General features: G+C 72.9%; 18 protein-coding genes. 2 read left to right on the top strand and 16 right to left on the bottom strand.

Going from position 1 to position 18,122, the window contains the following annotated elements; all coding sequences use genetic code 11:
* Positions 1-20: 20 nt before the first annotated feature.
* Both FHU40_RS12615 and FHU40_RS28245 read right to left on the bottom strand, forming a co-directional pair.
* Positions 21-785 (bottom strand): ABC transporter permease, encoded by a 765-nt coding sequence (locus tag FHU40_RS12615; RefSeq protein WP_183592676.1) that lies wholly within the window; start codon positions 783-785, stop codon positions 21-23.
* A complete protein-coding gene (locus FHU40_RS28245; protein WP_183592675.1) occupies positions 782-1,507 on the bottom strand; it encodes an ABC transporter permease subunit in 726 nt (241 codons plus the stop codon). The genes FHU40_RS12615 and FHU40_RS28245 overlap by 4 nt, the downstream gene beginning before the upstream one ends.
* Positions 1,508-1,510: 3 nt before the next feature.
* On the opposite strand from FHU40_RS28245, the gene FHU40_RS12605 reads away from it, so the two are divergent.
* Positions 1,511-2,521, top strand: coding sequence for an ABC transporter ATP-binding protein (locus tag FHU40_RS12605; RefSeq protein WP_215526295.1), 1,011 nt, complete (start codon positions 1,511-1,513; stop codon positions 2,519-2,521).
* A 19-nt stretch (positions 2,522-2,540) separates the two neighbouring features.
* On the opposite strand, the gene FHU40_RS29510 is transcribed toward FHU40_RS12605, so the two are convergent.
* The 12 genes from FHU40_RS29510 to dacB all read right to left on the bottom strand — a co-directional run bounded on the left by FHU40_RS29510 (position 2,541) and on the right by dacB (position 13,917).
* Positions 2,541-3,623: a GNAT family N-acetyltransferase gene (locus tag FHU40_RS29510; protein ID WP_183592674.1), complete on the bottom strand. Its 1,083-nt coding sequence runs from the start codon at positions 3,621-3,623 to the stop codon at positions 2,541-2,543.
* A gap of 79 nt (positions 3,624-3,702) precedes the next feature.
* Entirely contained in the window at positions 3,703-4,350 is a 648-nt protein-coding gene (locus FHU40_RS12595) for a hypothetical protein (RefSeq protein WP_183592673.1), read from the bottom strand.
* A 9-nt stretch (positions 4,351-4,359) separates the two neighbouring features.
* Entirely contained in the window at positions 4,360-4,848 is a 489-nt protein-coding gene (locus FHU40_RS12590) for a DUF3180 domain-containing protein (protein WP_183592672.1), read from the bottom strand.
* 19 nt (positions 4,849-4,867) lie between these two features.
* Positions 4,868-5,437: a 2-amino-4-hydroxy-6-hydroxymethyldihydropteridine diphosphokinase gene (folK, locus tag FHU40_RS12585; RefSeq protein ID WP_183592671.1), complete on the bottom strand. Its 570-nt coding sequence runs from the start codon at positions 5,435-5,437 to the stop codon at positions 4,868-4,870.
* On the bottom strand, positions 5,430-5,798 hold the full coding sequence (gene folB, locus FHU40_RS12580) for a dihydroneopterin aldolase (protein ID WP_183592670.1): 369 nt from the start codon (positions 5,796-5,798) through the stop codon (positions 5,430-5,432). Before folB ends, folK begins: the two co-directional genes overlap by 8 nt.
* Positions 5,791-6,651 (bottom strand): dihydropteroate synthase, encoded by an 861-nt coding sequence (gene folP / locus FHU40_RS12575; RefSeq protein WP_183592669.1) that lies wholly within the window; start codon positions 6,649-6,651, stop codon positions 5,791-5,793. The genes folB and folP overlap by 8 nt, the downstream gene beginning before the upstream one ends.
* Positions 6,652-6,813: 162 nt before the next feature.
* Entirely contained in the window at positions 6,814-7,428 is a 615-nt protein-coding gene (gene folE, locus FHU40_RS12570; RefSeq protein ID WP_183592668.1) for a GTP cyclohydrolase I FolE, read from the bottom strand.
* Positions 7,429-7,435: 7 nt separating this feature from the next.
* Positions 7,436-9,490: an ATP-dependent zinc metalloprotease FtsH gene (gene ftsH, locus FHU40_RS12565; RefSeq protein WP_183592667.1), complete on the bottom strand. Its 2,055-nt coding sequence runs from the start codon at positions 9,488-9,490 to the stop codon at positions 7,436-7,438.
* Positions 9,491-9,804: 314 nt separating this feature from the next.
* A complete protein-coding gene (gene hpt, locus FHU40_RS12560; RefSeq protein ID WP_183592666.1) occupies positions 9,805-10,356 on the bottom strand; it encodes a hypoxanthine phosphoribosyltransferase in 552 nt (183 codons plus the stop codon).
* 49 nt (positions 10,357-10,405) lie between these two features.
* Positions 10,406-11,383 carry a tRNA lysidine(34) synthetase TilS gene (gene tilS / locus FHU40_RS12555; protein WP_183592665.1) on the bottom strand — a complete coding sequence of 326 codons (978 nt, stop codon included), beginning with the start codon at positions 11,381-11,383 and terminating at the stop codon, positions 10,406-10,408.
* Complete coding sequence (locus FHU40_RS12550) at positions 11,380-12,447, bottom strand: zinc-dependent metalloprotease (RefSeq protein ID WP_246390569.1); 1,068 nt, start codon at positions 12,445-12,447, stop codon at positions 11,380-11,382. The genes tilS and FHU40_RS12550 overlap by 4 nt, the downstream gene beginning before the upstream one ends.
* Before the next feature lie 60 nt (positions 12,448-12,507).
* The gene (gene dacB, locus FHU40_RS12545; protein ID WP_183592664.1) at positions 12,508-13,917 is read right to left on the bottom strand and encodes a D-alanyl-D-alanine carboxypeptidase/D-alanyl-D-alanine endopeptidase; all 1,410 of its coding nucleotides are present in this window, start codon (positions 13,915-13,917) and stop codon (positions 12,508-12,510) included.
* An 86-nt stretch (positions 13,918-14,003) separates the two neighbouring features.
* On the opposite strand from dacB, the gene FHU40_RS12540 reads away from it, so the two are divergent.
* A complete protein-coding gene (locus FHU40_RS12540) occupies positions 14,004-14,510 on the top strand; it encodes an inorganic diphosphatase (protein ID WP_183593777.1) in 507 nt (168 codons plus the stop codon).
* Between the two features lie 83 nt (positions 14,511-14,593).
* Here FHU40_RS12540 and FHU40_RS12535 read toward each other — a convergent pair whose 3' ends face one another.
* Together FHU40_RS12535 and FHU40_RS29505 are read right to left on the bottom strand one after the other, a co-directional pair.
* Complete coding sequence (locus FHU40_RS12535; protein ID WP_183592663.1) at positions 14,594-16,591, bottom strand: acyl-CoA dehydrogenase family protein; 1,998 nt, start codon at positions 16,589-16,591, stop codon at positions 14,594-14,596.
* Positions 16,592-16,622: 31 nt separating this feature from the next.
* On the bottom strand, positions 16,623-17,963 hold the full coding sequence (locus FHU40_RS29505; RefSeq protein WP_183592662.1) for an NlpC/P60 family protein: 1,341 nt from the start codon (positions 17,961-17,963) through the stop codon (positions 16,623-16,625).
* Positions 17,964-18,122: the final 159 nt, after the last annotated feature.

Raw genomic sequence — 18,122 nt, 5'->3', positions numbered from 1 at the left:
GTACCCACGTGCACAGGCCGTCAGGGGCCGACGGCGTCGGCCTTCTCGGCAACGATAGGGGCGGCCTCCGACATTCCTCGACGCCGTTTCCGAACCGTTGTCCGCGGCACCGGGTCGAGCATCCGCTGGGCGAACGCACCGACGGCCTCCAGCACCAGTGCGACCACCGCGATCACGATCGCCCCGGCGATGCCCTTGCCGTAGTTGGTGCGGAGGAAGCCGTCGGTGACCACCTCGCCGAGCCCGGGTCCCGCGACCAGGGCGGCGATCGTCGCGGTCGCCCAGACCTGCACGAGCGCGAGGCGGACGCCGGAGAGCACCAGGCCCGCCGACAGCGGGAGCTCGACCCGCCAGAACTTCTGCCCGCCGGTCATGCCCATGCCGTCGGCCGCCTGGCGCACCGCGGGCGAGACCTCCCGCACCGCGATGTTGGCGTTGGTGATGATCGGCGGCAGCGCGAAGAGGGTGAGCGCGATGATCGTGGCCAGGCCGGCGCGGCCGTACGGCCCGAACTCCCGCGTGCCGGGCCAGTCGGCGACCACGAGCAGCGCGAGCAGCGCGAACGTCGGCACCGCGCGCCCGACGTTCGAGACGTTGATCGCCAGCAGCGAGCCGCGACCGAGGTGACCCAGCCACAGCGCGAGCGGCAGCCCGATCACCATCGCCACCAGCAGCGCGGTGCCGGTGAGCAGCAGCTGCTGCGCCATCAGCTGCAGCATGCCGTCCTCACCGGTCCAGCTCGACGCCGTGGTGAGGTAGTCCCAGGCGTCGGAGAGGACCGTCATGCCGCGGCCGCCTTCCCGTGCGTCCACGGCGTCAGCAGCCACTGGGAGCCCACGATCAGCAGGTCGAGCACGACCGCCAGCACGACGCACAGGATCGAGGCGGTCATCAGCTCGGCCCGGAAGTTGGTGAGCACCCCGTCGCTGATCATGTTGCCCAGGCCGCCGAAGGACACGATGGTGCCGACGGTCGTGAGCGCGACCGTCGAGACGGTCGCCACCCGCAGGCCGCCCATCATCACCGGCAGCGCCAACGGCAGCTCGACGCGCAGCAGCCGCCGGGTCGCGCCGTACCCGAGCCCGGTCGCCGACTCGCGCACCTCGTCGGGCACCGACCGCAGTCCCTCGAGCATGCTGCGCACCAGGATCGTGAGCGCGTAGATCGCGAGGCCGATGACGACCGTGGTCGCGGTGAGGCCGGTGAACGGGACCAGCAGCGGGAACAGCGCGAGGGACGGCACCGTGTAGAGGGCGGTCGAGACGCCGAGGATGCTGCTCTCCAGGCGCGGCAGTCGCCGCGCGACCAGCGCGAGCGGGAACGCGATCAGCACGGCCAGCACGACCGCGGCGATCGTGATCTGGATGTGCTCGACGGTCGCGTCCACAATCTCGGACCGGTAGTCCTGGAGGTACTGGCGGCAGAACCACTCGTTCGTGAGCCGGCTGTAGCAACTGGGGTCGTCCGCCGATGACGCTGCTGCCGTGGCCGCCGCGAGTAGGGTCACCGCATGGACGCTACCCCCTCGACGGGCGCCCACCCCATGATCCGGCTCTCCGGCGTCGGCAAGACCTACGATGACGGCACGGTCGCGGTCCAGGAGCTCGACCTCGAGGTGGCCCGGGGCGAGCTGGTCTGCCTGGTGGGGCCGTCGGGCTGCGGCAAGTCCACGACGCTGAAGATGATCAACCGCCTCATCGAGCCGAGCACCGGGCGGATCGAGATCGACGGCGAGGACGTCACGGCGAAGGATCCCGTGCAGCTGCGGCGCAGCATCGGCTACGTGATCCAGCAGGTCGGGCTCTTCCCGCACCAGCGGATCCTGGCCAACGTGATGACGGTCCCGCTGCTGTACGGCGAGTCGAAGGCGATCGCCCGCGAACGCGGCCGGGAGCTGCTCGACCTGGTCGGGCTCGACCCCGCGACGTACGCCGACCGCTATCCGCACCAGCTCTCCGGCGGCCAGCAGCAGCGCGTCGGCGTGGCGCGCGCCCTGGCGGCGCACCCGCCGGTGCTGCTGATGGACGAGCCGTTCGGCGCGGTCGACCCGGTGGTGCGGACCCGGCTGCAGGACGAGTTCCTGCGGCTGCACGACGAGCTCGGCGTGACGGTCGTCTTCGTCACCCACGACATCGATGAGGCGGTGCGGCTCGGCGACCGGGTGGCGGTCTTCGCGGCCGGCGGCCGGCTCGCCCAGTTCGACACCCCGGCCCGGCTGCTCGGCCGGCCGGCCGACGACTTCGTCGCGGAGTTCGTCGGCTCCACGTCGGGCCTGCGGCGCCTCACCGTCACCCCGCTCGACCCCGCGCACCTGGAGCCCCTCGACGGGGTGCGGGGCGGCGACCTCGGCGACGCGGTCGGCCTCGACATCTCGCTCGGCGACGCCCTCGCGGTGCTGCTGCGCGACGACCGCGGCATGATCGGCGTCCGCGACGGCGCGCGCTTCGTGGGTGTGCTCACCCCCAACGGCGTGCACCAGGCCCTGCGGGCCGCGTTGGCGGAGATGGACGCGTCGGCGTAGGTCAGCATTCGCCGAGAAGTCAGGCCACCGGCACGTCCCGGTGCCAGGACTCGGTGACGTACTTCGTCGCCCAGCCCATCGACGTGTAGAGGCCGGCGGCACCGGTGGGCGAGTCGGCGTCGACCTCGAGCCCGACGCGGTCCCGCTCGCGCAGCGCGGCGTCGGCGACGATCGTGCGCAGCAGGCCCTTGGCCACCCCGCGACCGCGGGCGGCGGAGAGCACGCCGAGGTAGGAGACGTAGGAGCCGTCGGGACCGCCCCGGGTCTCGGAGACGGTGCCCACCAGCGCGCCGACCGGCACCGGCTCCGGGCCGTCGACGAGCTCGGCGAGCCACCAGTGGTCCCAGCGGTGTCCAGGGTCCTCCCGCAGCCGGTGCAGGAACTCCTCGAAGGTCTCCTCGCTGGAGTTGAAGTGGTCGACGAAGGCGCCCTCGAGCACGTCGTGCATCCGGCGCAGGTCGTCCTCGTCGGGCAGGCCGCCGTCGCCGTGGCGGACCAGCCGGATCACGACGCCGTCCTTCTCCCAGTGCGCGGGGTCGGGCACCAGCCCCAGCTCGGCGGGTACGACGGGCCGGCTCATCTGCCACCAGGTGCGGACCCGCTCGAAGCCCGACTCGCGCAGCCAGCGCGCCTGCCGCTCGTCGCCCTGGAACGCGCCCGTGTCGATCTGCTGGGTCGTAAGCCCGCGGGCGGCACCCACCGCGCGGGCCTGCGCCCGGGCCCACTCGACGAGCAGCTCGGCGCACCGATCTGCGATGTCGTCGGGGAGGTCGCGCGCGACGACGTGTACGAACAGCATCCGGCCGACCGAGCGGTCGTGCACGCTCCCCCATGCCTGGATCTCCCCGTCGGCGTCGCGCACGACGACGTTCTCGCGCATCCGCAGCCCGTGCTCGGACACCTCGACGAGCACGTCGTCGACCCCGGCTCCCGCCCAGCCGCGGCCGTGTCGCTCGTGGTCACGCAGCAGGCGCGCGAGCCGCGCCACGTCGAAGCGATCCGCGGCGTCCGGGCTCCCGACGGACCAGCCGGGTGGCAGCCCGACCACCGGCCCCAGGGCCGCGTCGGGGTCGCTCTCGAACCGGTTCTGATCGGGAATCACGTTCGATCGTATGCCCCGGTCGGGGCGGGCTGACGCGAACTCCGCAGAAGTTTCCGGCCCGCTCGGCGTGACCTGGGACTCAGGCGTGCCGGCGCTGGCCGGCCTCGGCCGCGCGCCAGGCCTCGGTGACCGTGAGCAGCTCGGCGCGGGCCACGTCGAGCTCCTGCTCGAGCTCCACGACGCGGACGACGGCCTCCGCGGCGCGCTCCTCCGCCTCGGCGAGGCGCTCCTCCAGCCGATCGGCGGTCTCGCGGCCCTGCCGCTCGGCGGCCTCGGCCCGGCGGGCCTCCACGTTGAGCTTGCGGGTGGCGTCGGCGGCCCGCTGCTGGGCCGTCGTGAGCGCCTCCTCGAGCTCGTGGGCGAGCGCCTCCTGGCGGCGTAGGCGGCCCTCCATGGAGTCGACGAACGCGGCGTTCTCGGCGGCCCGCTCGTCGGTGAGGCGCCGGTAGGCCTGGGCCTGCTCGGCGCGGTCGCGGGCGGCGGCGCGCCGGGTCGCGGCCAGCTCGCTGTGGGTGATCCGGGTGGCGGCGGCGCCGAGGAGGACGCCGAGCACGGCGGCGAGCGTGACGAGGAGCCACGAGCCGCTGAGGATGGCGCCGGCCACCACGAGGGCGGCGAGCACGAGAAGGGCGACGGCGACGGTCAGCCGGGTGCTGCGCTGCCGACGCCGGCTGGAGCGAGTGGCCGCCGCGGCGGGGTGCTCCGGTCGAGCCTGGGGGGAAGCCATACCAGCAGGTTAGGACTCTTCGTCGTCGGATCTGACGCGACACGCGCGCTCGAGCAGGAGCGCGGTGCCGACGATCGCCGCGCCGGCGAGCCCGGCGACGAGCGAGCGCAGCACCCGCTGGTCGGCGAGCTCCGTGCCGACGCCGACCCAGCTCACGGCGTACCCGAGGTAGCCGCCGGCCACCAACGCGCCCACGAGCGCGCACGCGCGCGCGAGCACCAGCCGGTTGACGGCCTGGTGCGGCTGGAGCAGCTCGTGGTGGACGTGCACGGTCCGCCAGGTGAGGTACGCCGTGGTGCCCAGGATCGCCGCGACCAGCACGAGCGCCAGCGGCTGGGCCCAGGTGACGATCGGCGGGGTGCCACCCGACCGGACGACGAGCGTGCGGAGCAACCAGCCGCCGACGAGCCCCACGACGGCCCAGGCGGTGAGCGTGGCCGCCGAGGTCGGCCGCAGCCTGCCGGGGCGGTCCTCGGGACCGCTGGGACCGTCGTTCACCGCCCCACCCGCAGCAGCGTCACTGCAACTCGAGGACCAGGTCGTCGCGCAGCTTGATGCCACTCCGGTCGGTCTGGTCCAGGAGGTCGGCGACCGGACCCCGGTCGGGGAACTCCGCGCCGGGGTCGACGTCGAGCCACGGCTGCAGCACGAAGGCGCGCAGGTGGGCCCGCGGGTGCGGCAGTCGCAGCGACTCCTCGTCGCTGCGCCGGTCGCCGACGACGATCAGGTCGACATCGAGCGTGCGGGGGGCGTTCTGCACCTCGCTCCGCTCGCGCTCGAAGGCGTCCTCGATCGCGAGCGCGCGGTCCATCAGCCGCGGGGCGGCCAGCGTCGTGTCGATGAGCACAACGGCGTTCAGGTAGGTCTTCGCCTCGGGCGGGCAGTCGACCGGGTCGGTCTCGTAGACCGGGGACACGCCGGTGATCCACACGTCGGGAGTGTCGGCGATCGCGTTGAGGGCGCCCTGCAGGCTGGCCATCCGCTCACCCAGGTTCGAGCCGAGGGCGAGCACCGCTCGACGGATCGGACGCATCTCCCCGGTCAGCGTGTCGGCGTCGACGATGTGGGGGTTCGGGGTCTCAGTCACGGTGGCCCTTCCGGGTGATCGTCAGCGCGACGTCCGAGAACGTCGCGTCGATGGGTGCGTTCGGCTTGTGGACCGTCACCCGAGCCCATTCAACACGATCGTCCAAGAGGCAGACGTCCGCGATCCGCTGGGCCAGGGTCTCTATCAGGTCGACCGGATCCTTCTCCACGGCGGCTTTCACATGCGCCACGAGGCTCCCGTAGTCCACGGTGTCTCGCAAGTCGTCGCTGGCCGCCGCCGGGGTGCTGTCGACGCCGAGCACGAGGTCGATCACGAAGACCTGACCCTCACGCTTCTCGAACTCGAAGACCCCGTGGTGTCCGTAGCACTCGATGCCGAGTACGGCGAGCTCGTCAACCATCGGTAGCTCCTTCGCGATCCGTCTCCAACCTGGCCAGCTCCAACCTGGCCAGCACCAGCAGGGCGTCCTTCGCGACTCGTACGTCGTGCACGCGCAGGCCCCACACGCCCTGCTGGGCGAGCAGCACGGTGAGCGCGGAGCTGGCGTGCTCGCGCTCGTCGACCGGGCGCGGGATCCCGCCGGAGGCAAGGAGCCTACCGAGGAAGGATTTCCGGCTCGCACCCACCAACAGCGGATAGCCCAGCGCGTGCAACGGCCCGAGGTCGCGCAGCAGCTCCCAGTTGTGCTCGGCCCGCTTGGCGAAGCCCAGGCCCGGGTCGAGCACGATCCGGTCGCGTTCGATGCCGGCCGCCCGCATCGCGTCGACGCGGCCCGCGAGCTCGTCGCGCACCGCGGCCACCACCCCGCCGGGGCCGTCGTAGACCGCGAAGTCGCGCATATGGTCGGCGTGGGCGCGCCAGTGCATCGCGACGTACGTCGCACCGAGGTCGGCCACGGCGTCGAGCATCCGCGGGTCCGCGAGGCCGCCCGAGACGTCGTTGACGATCGCCGCCCCGGCGGCCACCGCCGCCTCGGCGACCTCGGCGCGCATCGTGTCGACCGAGACCCGGGCGCCGTCGGCCGCGAGCGCCGTGATCACCGGGATGACCCGGCCCAGCTCCTCCTCGACCAGCGGCCGGGTCGCGCCGGGACGCGTGGACTCGCCGCCGATGTCGAGGATGTCGGCGCCGTCGGCGAGCAGTGCCCGACCGTGCTCGATCGCGGCGTCCGGCTCGAGCCACCGGCCCCCGTCGGAGAAGGAGTCGGGGGTCACGTTGACCACGCCCATCAGCAACGGGATGGTCGTCGGCATGCCCACGAGGCTAGTGCCGACCGCTCCGGGCGGGTCCAGCGGCCTCCGTGCCGGCGGGCGGGGTTCCGGCTGTCAGCAGCCGAAACCCACGCGACACGCCGGTGGGGTACGGCGTGTCGTGCGGGGTTCGGCGGTCAGCAGCCGAAACCCGCACCACACACCTCACCGGCGATGGATCAGCGCCATCGCCTCCGCGCGGGTGGTGGCGTTCGAGAGCATCGTGCCGCGGACGGCGGAGGTGATGGTGCGGGCGCCGGCCTTCTTCACCCCGCGCATCGTCATGCAGAGGTGCTCGGCCTCGATCACCACGATCACGCCGCGCGCCTCGAGGATGTCCATGAGCGCGTCGGCGACCTGCGTGGTGAGCCGCTCCTGCACCTGGGGGCGCTTCGCGTACACGTCGACCAGCCGGGCCAGCTTGGACAGCCCGGTGATCTTGCCGCTCTCGGCGGGGATGTAGCCGACGTGGGCGACGCCGGTGAAGGGCACCAGGTGGTGCTCGCACATCGACCAGAGCTCGATGTCGCGGACCATCACCATCTCGTCGTGGCCGATGTCGAACGTCGTGGTCAGCACGTCCTCGGGGGCCATCCGCAGGCCCGCGGTGAGCTCGGCGTACGCGCGCGCCACCCGGGCCGGCGTCTCGAGCAGGCCCTCGCGGTCGGGGTCCTCCCCGATGGCGATCAGGAGCTCGCGTACGGCGGCCTCGGCACGGGAGTGGTCGAACTGCGGGATCTCGTCGAGACGGCGGACGTCGGGGCGGATCGAGTCGGTCATCGGCGGCTCAGGCCCCCGGGATCGGCGGCTCGGGGCGGGTGCCGGGCCCGCCGGTGACACCCGGGTCGCCGTGCACGTCGCCGCCGGACCCCGGCGGGGTCAGCACGGCGCCGGTGTCGGACGCCTCCGGCGTCTGTCCGTTGGCGGCCGCCCGGTCCTTGATCCACTGCGGGATCTCGACCGGCGGGACCGTCGACGGCACGCGCTGGTCGGAGCCGGTCCAGGCCGGCCGTGTCGGGCGGCGGCGCAGCGGCTCGAAGATCCGGGCCACCTGCTCCTTGTCGAGCGTCTCCTTGTCGAACAGCTCGAGCACCAGCGCGTCGAGGACGTCGCGGTTCTCGTCGAGGATCTCGAAGGCCTCCTGGTGGGCGGTCGCCAGCAGCTTCTTGGTCTCCTCGTCGACGATCGCGGCGACGTCCTCGGAGTAGTTGCGCGAGTGGCCGAGGTCGCGGCCGAGGAACGGCTCGGAGTTGGACTCGCCGAGCTTGATCGCGCCGAGCCGCTCGGTCATGCCGTACTGCGTCACCATCGCCCGGGCCAGGTTCGTGGCCTTCTCGATGTCGTTGCCCGCCCCCGTCGTCGGATCGTGGAAGATCAGCTCCTCCGCCGCCCGGCCGCCCAGCATGTAGGCGAGCGAGTCGAGCATCTGCGAGCGGGTCTGGGAGTACTTGTCCTCGTCGGGCAGCACCATCGTGTAGCCCAGCGCGCGGCCGCGCGGCAGGATCGTGATCTTGTGCACCGGGTCGGTCCCGGGCAGCGCCGCGGCGACGAGGGCGTGGCCGCCCTCGTGGTAGGCGGTGATCAGCTTCTCCTTCTCGCTCATCAGGCGGGTACGCCGCTGCGGGCCCGCGATGACCCGGTCGATCGCCTCGTCGAGCGCGGACTTGGTGATCAGCTTCTGGTTGCCGCGCGCGGTGAGCAGGGCCGCCTCGTTGAGCACGTTCGCGAGGTCGGCACCGCTGAAGCCGGGGGTACGCCGCGCGACGTTCATCAGATCGACGTCCTGCGCGAGCGGCTTGCCGCGCGCGTGGACCTGCAGGATCTTCTCGCGGCCGGCGAGGTCGGGCGCGTCGACCTGGATCTGACGGTCGAAGCGGCCCGGTCGCAGCAGTGCGGGGTCGAGCACGTCGGGGCGGTTGGTCGCGGCGATCAGGATGACGCCGCCGCGGACGTCGAAGCCGTCCATCTCGACGAGCAGCTGGTTGAGCGTCTGCTCGCGCTCGTCGTGGCCGCCGCCCATGCCGGCGCCGCGGTGCCGGCCGACGGCGTCGATCTCGTCGATGAAGACGATCGCCGGCGCGTTCTCCTTCGCCTGCTCGAACAGGTCGCGGACCCGGGAGGCGCCGACGCCGACGAACATCTCGACGAAGTCGGAGCCGGAGATCGAGTAGAACGGCACGCCCGCCTCGCCGGCGACGGCGCGGGCCAGCAGGGTCTTGCCGGTGCCGGGCTGGCCGTAGAGGAGCACGCCCTTCGGGATCTTGGCGCCGACCGCCTGGAACTTCGCGGGCTCCTGGAGGAACTCCTTGATCTCGCCGAGCTCCTCGATGGCCTCGTCGCAGCCGGCGACGTCGGCGAACGTCGTCTTCGGCATGTCCTTGGTGATCAGCTTGGCGCGGGACTTGGCGAACTGCATGACGCCGCGGCCGCCACCGCCCTGGACCTGGTTCATCAGGAAGAGGAACAGCAGGATGATCAGCGCGAAGGGCAGCAGCGTGGCGAGGATCGAGCCGAGCAGGCTCGGCTTGGGGACCTCGACGTTGTACTTCTCGATCGAGCCGTCGTCGGCCTGCTTCTGGATCTCGTCCTTCAGCTGGGCCTGGGTGCCGTCGAGCCAGAACGACGTGACCTTGTCACCGTTGTCGAGGGTGGCCTTGATCTGCTGGTCGCCCCCGTCGACGAAGGTGACCTCCTTGATCTCGCCGCCGGTGATGTAGCTCTCCATCTTGGAGGACTCGATCTCGTCGTACCCGCCGTTGGGGGCGAGGTACTGCAGGGCGAGCAGCACGCCCACCACGGCGAGTACGATCCACAGCCACGGACCCTTGAATATGCGCTTCACAGGCTTCTCTCGACACGACCTGGCCGCCCGGCGGCACGGTAGCCGCGTGGACGCTCAACTGAACTGACGACGGTACACACCTTCGTCAATCAGCATTGTCGCAGGAATCGGCCGGCCGGACGCATCCGGAGGCGAGCCGAATGAGACGGGCGCTGTTTACGAGTACACGTGCGGCGCGAGCGTCCCGATGTCACGCAGGTTGCGGTAGCGCTCCCGGTAGTCGAGGCCGTAGCCGACCACGAACTCGTTGCCCGGCAGGTGCTCAGCGTCCCAGCCGACGTACCTGACGCCCGCTGTCCGTCTGACGCCTCGGCCTACGAGTACACGTGCGGCGCGAGCGTCCCGATGTCACGCAGGTTGCGGTAGCGCTCCCGGTAGTCGAGGCCGTAGCCGACCACGAACTCGTTGGGGATGTCCCAGCCGACGTACTTGACGTCGACGGGCATGGTCAGCGCCTCGGGCTTGCGCAGCAGCGTGCAGATCTCGACGCTCGCGGGGCTGCGCGAGGCGAGGTTCGAGGTCAGCCAGGAGAGCGTGAGGCCGGTGTCGATGATCTCGTCGACGATGACGACGTGCCGCCCGGAGATGTCGGTGTCGAGGTCCTTGAGGATCCGCACGACGCCGCTGGACTTGGTGCCGGAGCCGTACGACGTGACCGCCATCCAGTCCATCTCCAGGTGCCGGCCGAAGCTGCGGGCCAGGTCGGCCATGACCATCACCGCGCCGCGCAGGACGCCGACGATCAGCAGGTCCTGGCCCTCGTAGTCGGCCTCGATCTGGGCGGCCAGCTCCTTCAGCCGAGCGTGGATCTGCTCCTCGGTGAAGAGAACGTTGACCAGGTCGTCCTGCACGTCGGCTGCGTCCATGGGCCAGAGACTAAGTGATCGAGATGACGCCCGCGCCAGGGGTCGGCACTCAGCGGCCCGGCTCGAACCGGAGCACCCCGTCGGCCCGGGAGCAGCGGACCGGCCCGGGGAGGTCGACCCAGCGCTGGCCGTGCCAGTCGGTGAGCAGGGCGTCCATCGCGAGGACGTGCTCGTGGAAGAGCTCCGAGCCCGGTGAGCCGGCGGCGAGCGCGGCCAGCCGGAGCACCCGCCGGCGGACCGCATCGGGGAGGGCGGCGGTCGCCGGGACCGGCAGGCTGCCGTCGGCGCCGCGCAGCCCGGCGTACGCCGTCTCGGCGAGGTCGTCGAGGTAATCCATGTCGGTGCGGAGCTGGTCGGCGGTGCGGGCGAGGGTCTCCGCGACGCCGGGACCGAGCTGCTCCTCGAGCATCGGGAGCACCGTGCGCCGCACCCGTACGCGGGCGTAGGCGGGGTCACGGTTGTGCGGGTCGTCCCAGGTGTCGTGGCCCTCGACGAGGCAGGCGGTGACAGTGTCGGCGCGCCCGACATCGAGCAGCGGCCGCACGAAGCGGTCGTAGCGGCGGCGCATGCCCGCCAGCGACCGGCCCCCGGACCCCCGGGCCAGCCCGAGCAGCACGGTCTCGGCCTGGTCGTCGCGGGTGTGGCCGAGCAGCACGGCGGCCGCATCGAAGCGGGTGCCGACCTCCTCCAGCACGGCGTACCGAGCCCGTCGGGCGGCGGCCTCCGGCCCGAGTCCGGCGCCCTCGACGACCACCCGCGCGGTGACGGTCTCGGCGGCGCCGATCCCGGCCATCCGGGCGACGACGGCGGCGGCCCGCTCGGCGGACCCCTCCTGCAGGGCGTGGTCGACGGTGACGCCGACGACGTGCCAGCCCGCCTTGCGCCCCTCGAAGACCGTGGCGGCCAGCAGCGCGGTGGAGTCGGGCCCGCCCGAGCAGGCGACCACGACGGTGCGCCCGGGCTCGACGTCGCCGAGCGCCCGGCGTACGCCGCGGCGGACGGCGGCGACGGCGGGATGGAGGGTCACAGCACGCGCGAGATCCAGGCGGTCGGGTCGCCGATCTCGGCCTTGGAGGGCAGGTTCTCGGGGCGCTCCCAGATCGCGTTGAACTCGGCCATGCCGGCCTTGTCGACGATGGTGCGGACGAACTTCGCGCCGTCGCGGTACTGCGCCATCTTGGCGTCGAGCCCGAGCACCCGGCGCAGCGTCCGGTCGAGGACGCCGACGCCCTGGCGCCGCTTGTTGAAGCGCTTGCGGATGTCCCTGACGGTCGGGATCACCCGGGGCCCGACGCCGTCCATGACGACGTCGGCGTGGCCCTCGAGCAACGACATCACGCCGGTGACGCGGTCGATGATCTCCCGCTGCTCGGGCGTGCTGACCGCCTCGATCAGGTTGCCGCCACGGGAGCCGTCCTTGAGCGACTCGATCACCCGCTGGAAGCCGTCGTCGAGGAGGCCGGAGGGCTCGAGCGAGTCGGCGATGGCGTGCATCTGGGCGAGCAGGTGGTCGCCCAGCCACGGCACCGCGGTGAACTGCACCCGGTGGGTCTCCTCGTGCAGACAGACCCAGAGCCGGAAGTCGTGCGGCGCGACGCCGAGCTCGCGCTCCACGTGCACGATGTTCGGCGCCACCAGCAGCAGCCGCCCCGCGGGTGGATAGAAGGGGTCGAACTGGCCGAGCACCTTGCCGGCCAGGAAGCCGAGCAGGCCGCCGACCTCGACGCCGGTCACCCGTGAGCCGACGGCGTGGGCGATCTTCGACTGCCCGGAGTTGCCGGGCTTGCCGGACTTACCGGTCGACTTGCTGGCCATCTTCTCGACCACGGGCGCGAGCACGGTCGCGAAGCCGTCGGCGTTGGCCCGCACCCAACCGGTCCGGTCGACGACCACCACCGGCGCGGTGTTCTCGGGCGCCGCGAGCCCGGTGAAGTCGCGCACGAGTCCGGTCGACCGGGCCGCACCGGCGCGCAGCTCGGCGACCACCGCCGCGGCGTCCTGGGGACTCATCGACGGGCTCTTGCCGGCCAGCCGGCTGCCGACCGTGACCGCGAGGTCCCAGTCGACCATGCTCGGGGGCCGCTCTGTCATGTGCCGAAGGTACCCGTGCCGGCCAACGGACGCCGCCGGTCGCCGGGACTCACGAGCCGGTCACGAGCACCGGCAACCGGCCAGCGCGGAGGTGATCTGGTCGAGGGCGGCGCGGGCGTCGAGGGTGTCGACCGGGTCGATCCGGTCGGAGAGGAACGCGAAGACCATCGGCGTGCCCGTGCGGTCGGTGACGGTGCCGGCCAGCCCGCTCACTCCGGTGAGCGTGCCGGTCTTGGCGCGCACGGCACCGCGCCCGGCGGCGTCGGCGTCCTGGGTGAACCGCTGGGTCAGCGACCCGTTGAACCCGGCGACCGGCAGCCCGGTGAGCACCGTGCGCAGCTCGGGATGCTCCGGCGCGGCGGCGACGTCCAGCAGCCCGGTGAGCGTCTCGGGGTCGAGCAGGTTGTCGCGCGAGAGCCCGCTGCCGTCGTACACCTCGGCGCCCTCGGTGGGTACGCCGAGCGCGGCGACCGTGTCGAGCACGGCGCCCGCCCCGCCGGCGAAGGTCGCGGGCGCCCCGGTCGCGAGGGCGGTCTGGCGGGCCAGCACTTCGGCGGCCTCGTTGTCGCTGGTCGCCACGGTGTGCTCGACGATCTGCCCGAGCGGCGGGCTGCTGACCCGGGCGAGCTCCTCGTCGCCGACCCCGGCCTCCCGGGGCTCGGGGACGCCGACGACCTCGACCCCGGCGCGGGCGAGCGCCGCGCCGAACGCAGTGGCGGCGGTCTGGGCGGGGTCCTCGACCCGGCCGTAGCCGCTCGCGGGGCGCCCCTCGTCGACCCACAGCGACTGGATCGGCGCGACCACCTGGTCGGGCACGTAGGAGTCGGGCCAGTGCGGGCTGACGTCCGGCCCGGTGAACAGGGTCGCGTCGTACCCGACCCGCACCCGCGTCGTACCGCGGGCGAGGAGCCGGGCGGCGGTGTCCTTGGCGAGGGTGACGACGTCGGCGACCCGGGGGTAGGCGTCCTTGCCGGGCCGCTTCGAGGCCAGCAGCGGGTCACCGCCGCCGACCAGCACGATCCGGCGCCGGCTCGGGGCGACCACCGTCGTCGCGAACGTCTGCTCCGGCCCCATCGTCTCGAGCGCGGCCGCCGAGGTGAGCAGCTTGAGCGTCGAGGCCGGGATCGCGGTGCCGCGCCCCTTGGCGAAGAGGGGCATGCCGTCGAGGCCCGCGACGGCGGCGAGCACGTGCGGTCCGAGGTCGTCGTCGCGCAGCAGCCGTGCGACGGCCCGGCGTACCTTGCGGGGATCGGCGACGCCGGCGGCGGGCGCCGCGACCGGGCTCGGGTCGGCCAGCGGCGGCAGCTCCAGCCCGCTGGGCGGCGCCACCGCGGCGGGCTCCTCGTGGGGGTCCGGCCGGTCGCGGTCGAGCCAGTACGCCGTACCGGCGCCGGCAAGCAGCGCGACGACGAGCAGCACGGGAAGCCAGAACCCGAGCCGGGAGCCGTGGCGTGCGTCACTTCTCCCCACGGTCCGCCCCTTCCCGACTCCACGTTTGCGGACATTGTGCGCGAGACTGACCCCGACCCCATGCAGGGGTGGCCCGGACGCAGCTGATGGCGGAGGAAGACGTGCTCGAGTTCGACGTGCTGGTGGAGATCCCCAAGGGGCAGCGGAACAAGTACGAGGTCGACCACGAGTCCGGCCGGATCCGCCTCGACCGGACGCTCTTCACCTCGACGCAGTACCCCGCCGACTACGGCTACATCGAGAACACCCTGGGCCTGGACGGCGACCCGCTCGACGCGCTCGTGATCCTCCAGGAGCCCACCTTCCCCGGCTGCCTGATCCGCTGCCGCGCGATCGGCATGTTCCGGATGACCGACGAGGCCGGCGGCGACGACAAGGTCCTCTGCGTCCCCGCGACCGACCCGCGCCTGGAGCACCTGCGCGACATCTCCCACGTGTCGAAGTTCGACCGCCTCGAGATCCAGCACTTCTTCGAGGTCTACAAGGACCTCGAGCCCGGCAAGTCCGTCGAGGGCGCCGAGTGGGTCGGCCGCACCGAGGCCGAGACCGAGGTCAACGCCTCGTTCGAGCGGTTCAAGACCGAGGGTCACTGACCCGCCCGCCGAGTCGGCGCCAGATTTCACCCGAGTCGGCGCCAGATCTCAGCTCAGGCTGCAATCTGGCGCCGACTCGGCTTTCAGATCAGGTCCGGGGCGCGCAGCATCTGCGCCGGTATGCCCCAGGCGTCGACCAGGTCGACGGCGACCGGTCGCAGCAGTCGGCAGTGCCGGTTGACCTCGCGGGTGATCGCCTTCGACCGCTGCACCGACAGGCGGCCGTGCTCCATGAACCACGCGCGGTCGGCCTCGATCGTCGACAGCGCGAAGAGGTCGCACAGGAGGCCCAGGGCGACCCGGTTGCCCTCGGGGGTGTCGTCGGGCAGCGCCCGCATCCGGTCGACGAACGCCTCCAGCACGAGCCGCTCCACGTGCGCGCGAGCGGCGCCGACGACGTGGTCCTGCGCCTCGGAGAACACGGCACCCGGGTCGAGTCCCTGGTCGACGCCGCGCTTGAGGCGGCGGGCGACCCCGGCCAGCATGTGCTCCTCGCGGAAGCGCAGCATCGCGAGCTGGTACTCCGAGTCGAGCAGCCCCGCCTCCTGGTCCCACTCGTCGCCGCCGGGCAGCAGGTCGCGCACCCGCTCCAGCAGCTTGTGCACCGATGTCTTCTCGATGACGGTCTCGACCGCGAGGCCGGCGACGAAGCGGACCATCCCCAGCTGGTCGAGGTCCTCGAACTCGCTGGCGTAGTCGGTCAGCAGCCCCTTCGCCACGAGCTGCAGCAGCACGTGGTTGTCGCCCTCGAACGTCGTGAAGACGTCGGTGTCGGCCTTCAGGGCCGCGAACCGGTTCACCGCCAGGTAGCCGGCGCCGCCGCACGCCTCGCGGCACTCCTGGATGGTCCGGGTCGTGTGCCAGGTGCCGATGGCCTTGGTGCCGGCTGCGCGGGCCTCGAGCTCGCGGCGGGCCGCCTCACCCGACCCGGCTTCCGGAGCGGCCGAGAAGACCTCGTGCAGCTGCGTGCGTACGACGTCCTGGGCGAAGTGCAGCGCGTAGGTACGGGCGACCAGCGGCAGCAACCGGCGCTGGTGCAGGCCGTAGTCGAGCAGTAGCTGCTCCTCGGCCCCGGGCGTCGCCTCGAACTGGCGGCGGCGCACGGCGTACCTCACCGCGATCGCGAGGGCCACCTTGGCGGCGTTGATGCCGGCGCCGCCCACGCTCACGCGGCCCTGCACGAGGGTGCCGAGCATGGTGAAGAAGCGCCGATCGGGGTTCTCGATCGGGCTCTCGTAGGCGCCGTCGGGCGTCACGTCGGCGAAGCGGTTGAGCAGTGCCTCGCGCGGCACCCGCACGTCGTCGAACCAGATCCGGCCGTTGTCGACGCCGTTGAGGCCCATCTTGCGGCCGTCGTCCTCGATACGGACGCCCGGAGCGACCTCGCCGCCGACCCGGATCGGCACGACGAACGCGTGCACACCCTCCCGGCGGCCACCGACCTCGAGCTGGGCGAACACGACCGCCAGCTCGCCGTGCCTCGCCGCGTTGCCGATGTAGTCCTTGCGCGCCTGGTCGCCACCGGTGGTGATCACGAACTCCCGGGCGTCGGCGTCGTACGTCGCGACCGTCCCGAGCGCCTGCACGTTGGAGCCGTGGCCGGTCTCGGTCATCGCGAAGCAGCCCATCAGCCGGCCGCTCGCGATGTCGCGGAGGTAGGCCTCGTGATGGCGCTCGGTGCCGAGCTGGAGGATCGCGCCGCCGAACAGCCCGAACTGCACGCCGACCTTCACGAGCACCGACAGGTCGCCGAAGGCGAGCGTCTCGAACGCCGCGACGGAGGCGCCGAGATCCCCGCCCCCGCCGTACTCCTCCGGGAGGCCGAGGGCGGTCTGGCCGGTCGCCGCCAGCTCCAGGACGACCTCGCGCACCCGGTCGCGGAAGTCGTCGATGCCGAGCTCGTCGGCCTCCTCCAGCACGGAGGCGTACGTCGCGAGGTTGTCGCGCACCAGGTCGCGGACGTCGGCGTACGCGCCGTCGAGCAGCCGCGTCAGCGCGGGCACGTCGACCTCGGGCGGATTCGCCGTGTCGACGGCGGCGGTCGGGGCGGTGTCGGTCGGGGCGGCGGTGTCGGAGGCCATGCCCCGAGCCTCCCCCATGCCCGTCACCGGGTCAGGGACGGGCGAAGAGTGTCGGCGCGGTCCAGGCGTACATCGACTCCTCGGTCACGGGCCGGCCGGTGCGCGGGGCGTGGATGATCCGGCCGTCGCCGACGTAGAGCGCGACGTGGTAGATCGACGACGGGCTGCCGCCGGAGCCCCAGAACACCAGGTCGCCCGGCTGGAGCTCGCTCGCCTCGATCGGCGTCGACTGCTCGTACTGGGCCACCGAGTAGTGCGGCAGCGAGACCCCGCCGGCGGCCCAGGCTCCGGCAGTCAGGCCCGAGCAGTCCCAGGCGTTCGGGCCCGCCGCGCCCCAGCGGTAGGGGTCGCCGAGCTGCGCCCGAGCGAACGCGATCGCCGCCTGCGCGCCCGCGCCGGGCGCCGGCGGGGCGGGCTGGGCCTCGGGCTCGGGAGTGGGCTCGGGAGTGGGCTCGACGGCGGGGGTGGGCTCGGGCGTGCTCTCCGCCGTCGGCTGAGGCTCCGGGGTGGGCGTGGGCGTCGGCGTGGGCGTCGGCGTGGGGGTCGGCGTGGGCGTCGGGGTCGGGGTCGGGGCGGGAGCCGGGGCGGGAGCCGGCGTCGCGGCCTGGTCCTGCCGGGCCGCGCGGGCGGCCCGTCGGGCGGCGCGCACCTCGAGCACCGCCTGCCGGCGCTGCGCCAGCCGGACGCTCACGTGCTGGAGGCCGGCGAGCTCGGCGATCAGGTCCGCCTTCTCGGCGGCGATCGACTGGGTCTCGGCCGCGGCCAGGTCGGCGGCCCGCCGAGCCGCGCGCTTCGCCTCCCGAGCCCGGTCCATGGCTCGCACGGCCTCGGCACGCGCCTCCTCGGCCCGCTGTCGGGCCGCGTCGGCCGCCGTCGCGGCCGTGCGGAGCCGGTCGTAGTTGGCGTCGAGGGCGTCGGTGGCGCTGGCCATCGTGGCGGAGCGCTGCAGCACGGCGTCGATGCCGTCGCTGCGCGCGACGGCCGCGAGGGCGGTCACCTCGGGGGCGAGCTCGTACGACGTGACGACCGCGTCGCGGACGACCGCGCGCTGCTGGTCGGCCTCGGCCTGCGCGGCGGCGGCCTCCGCCCGGGCGTCCGCGGCCGCGCTGCGGGCCTCCCGGGCCCGCCAGCGGGCACCGTTGAACTCCTCCGCGGCGCGGGCGGCGGCGATCGAGGACCGGTCCATGCGCTCGCCGGCGGCCGCCAGGCGGGCCCGGACCGCGTCGACGTCGCCGGCCCGGTCACGCACCGTCGCACGCGCCTCGCGGACCTCCTGCCGGCTCGGTGCGGTCTCGTCGGCGACGGCGACCCCGGCGGTGACCCCGAGCACCACCGTGACCACCGTCGTCGCCGCCACTCCGCGCGCTCGCACCTCGTCCAGCCCCTTCCACGACACCGCTCCGGAATGGCGGCACTCGGGGCACGCTAGACAACTTTCGTCACAATAGAAACAGTTTCCCCAATTTTCTCACCAGTCACCGGCGTGTCGCCTTGACGAACCACACGGATGTAATTCGCGCGATGAAGGGAT

The sequence above is a fragment of the Nocardioides soli genome (assembly GCF_014191495.1).
In the GTDB taxonomy this organism is placed as follows: domain Bacteria; phylum Actinomycetota; class Actinomycetes; order Propionibacteriales; family Nocardioidaceae; genus Nocardioides; species Nocardioides soli.
Note: the sequence above shows the minus strand (reverse complement) of the source record. Positions and strands in the feature narration are given on the sequence as shown.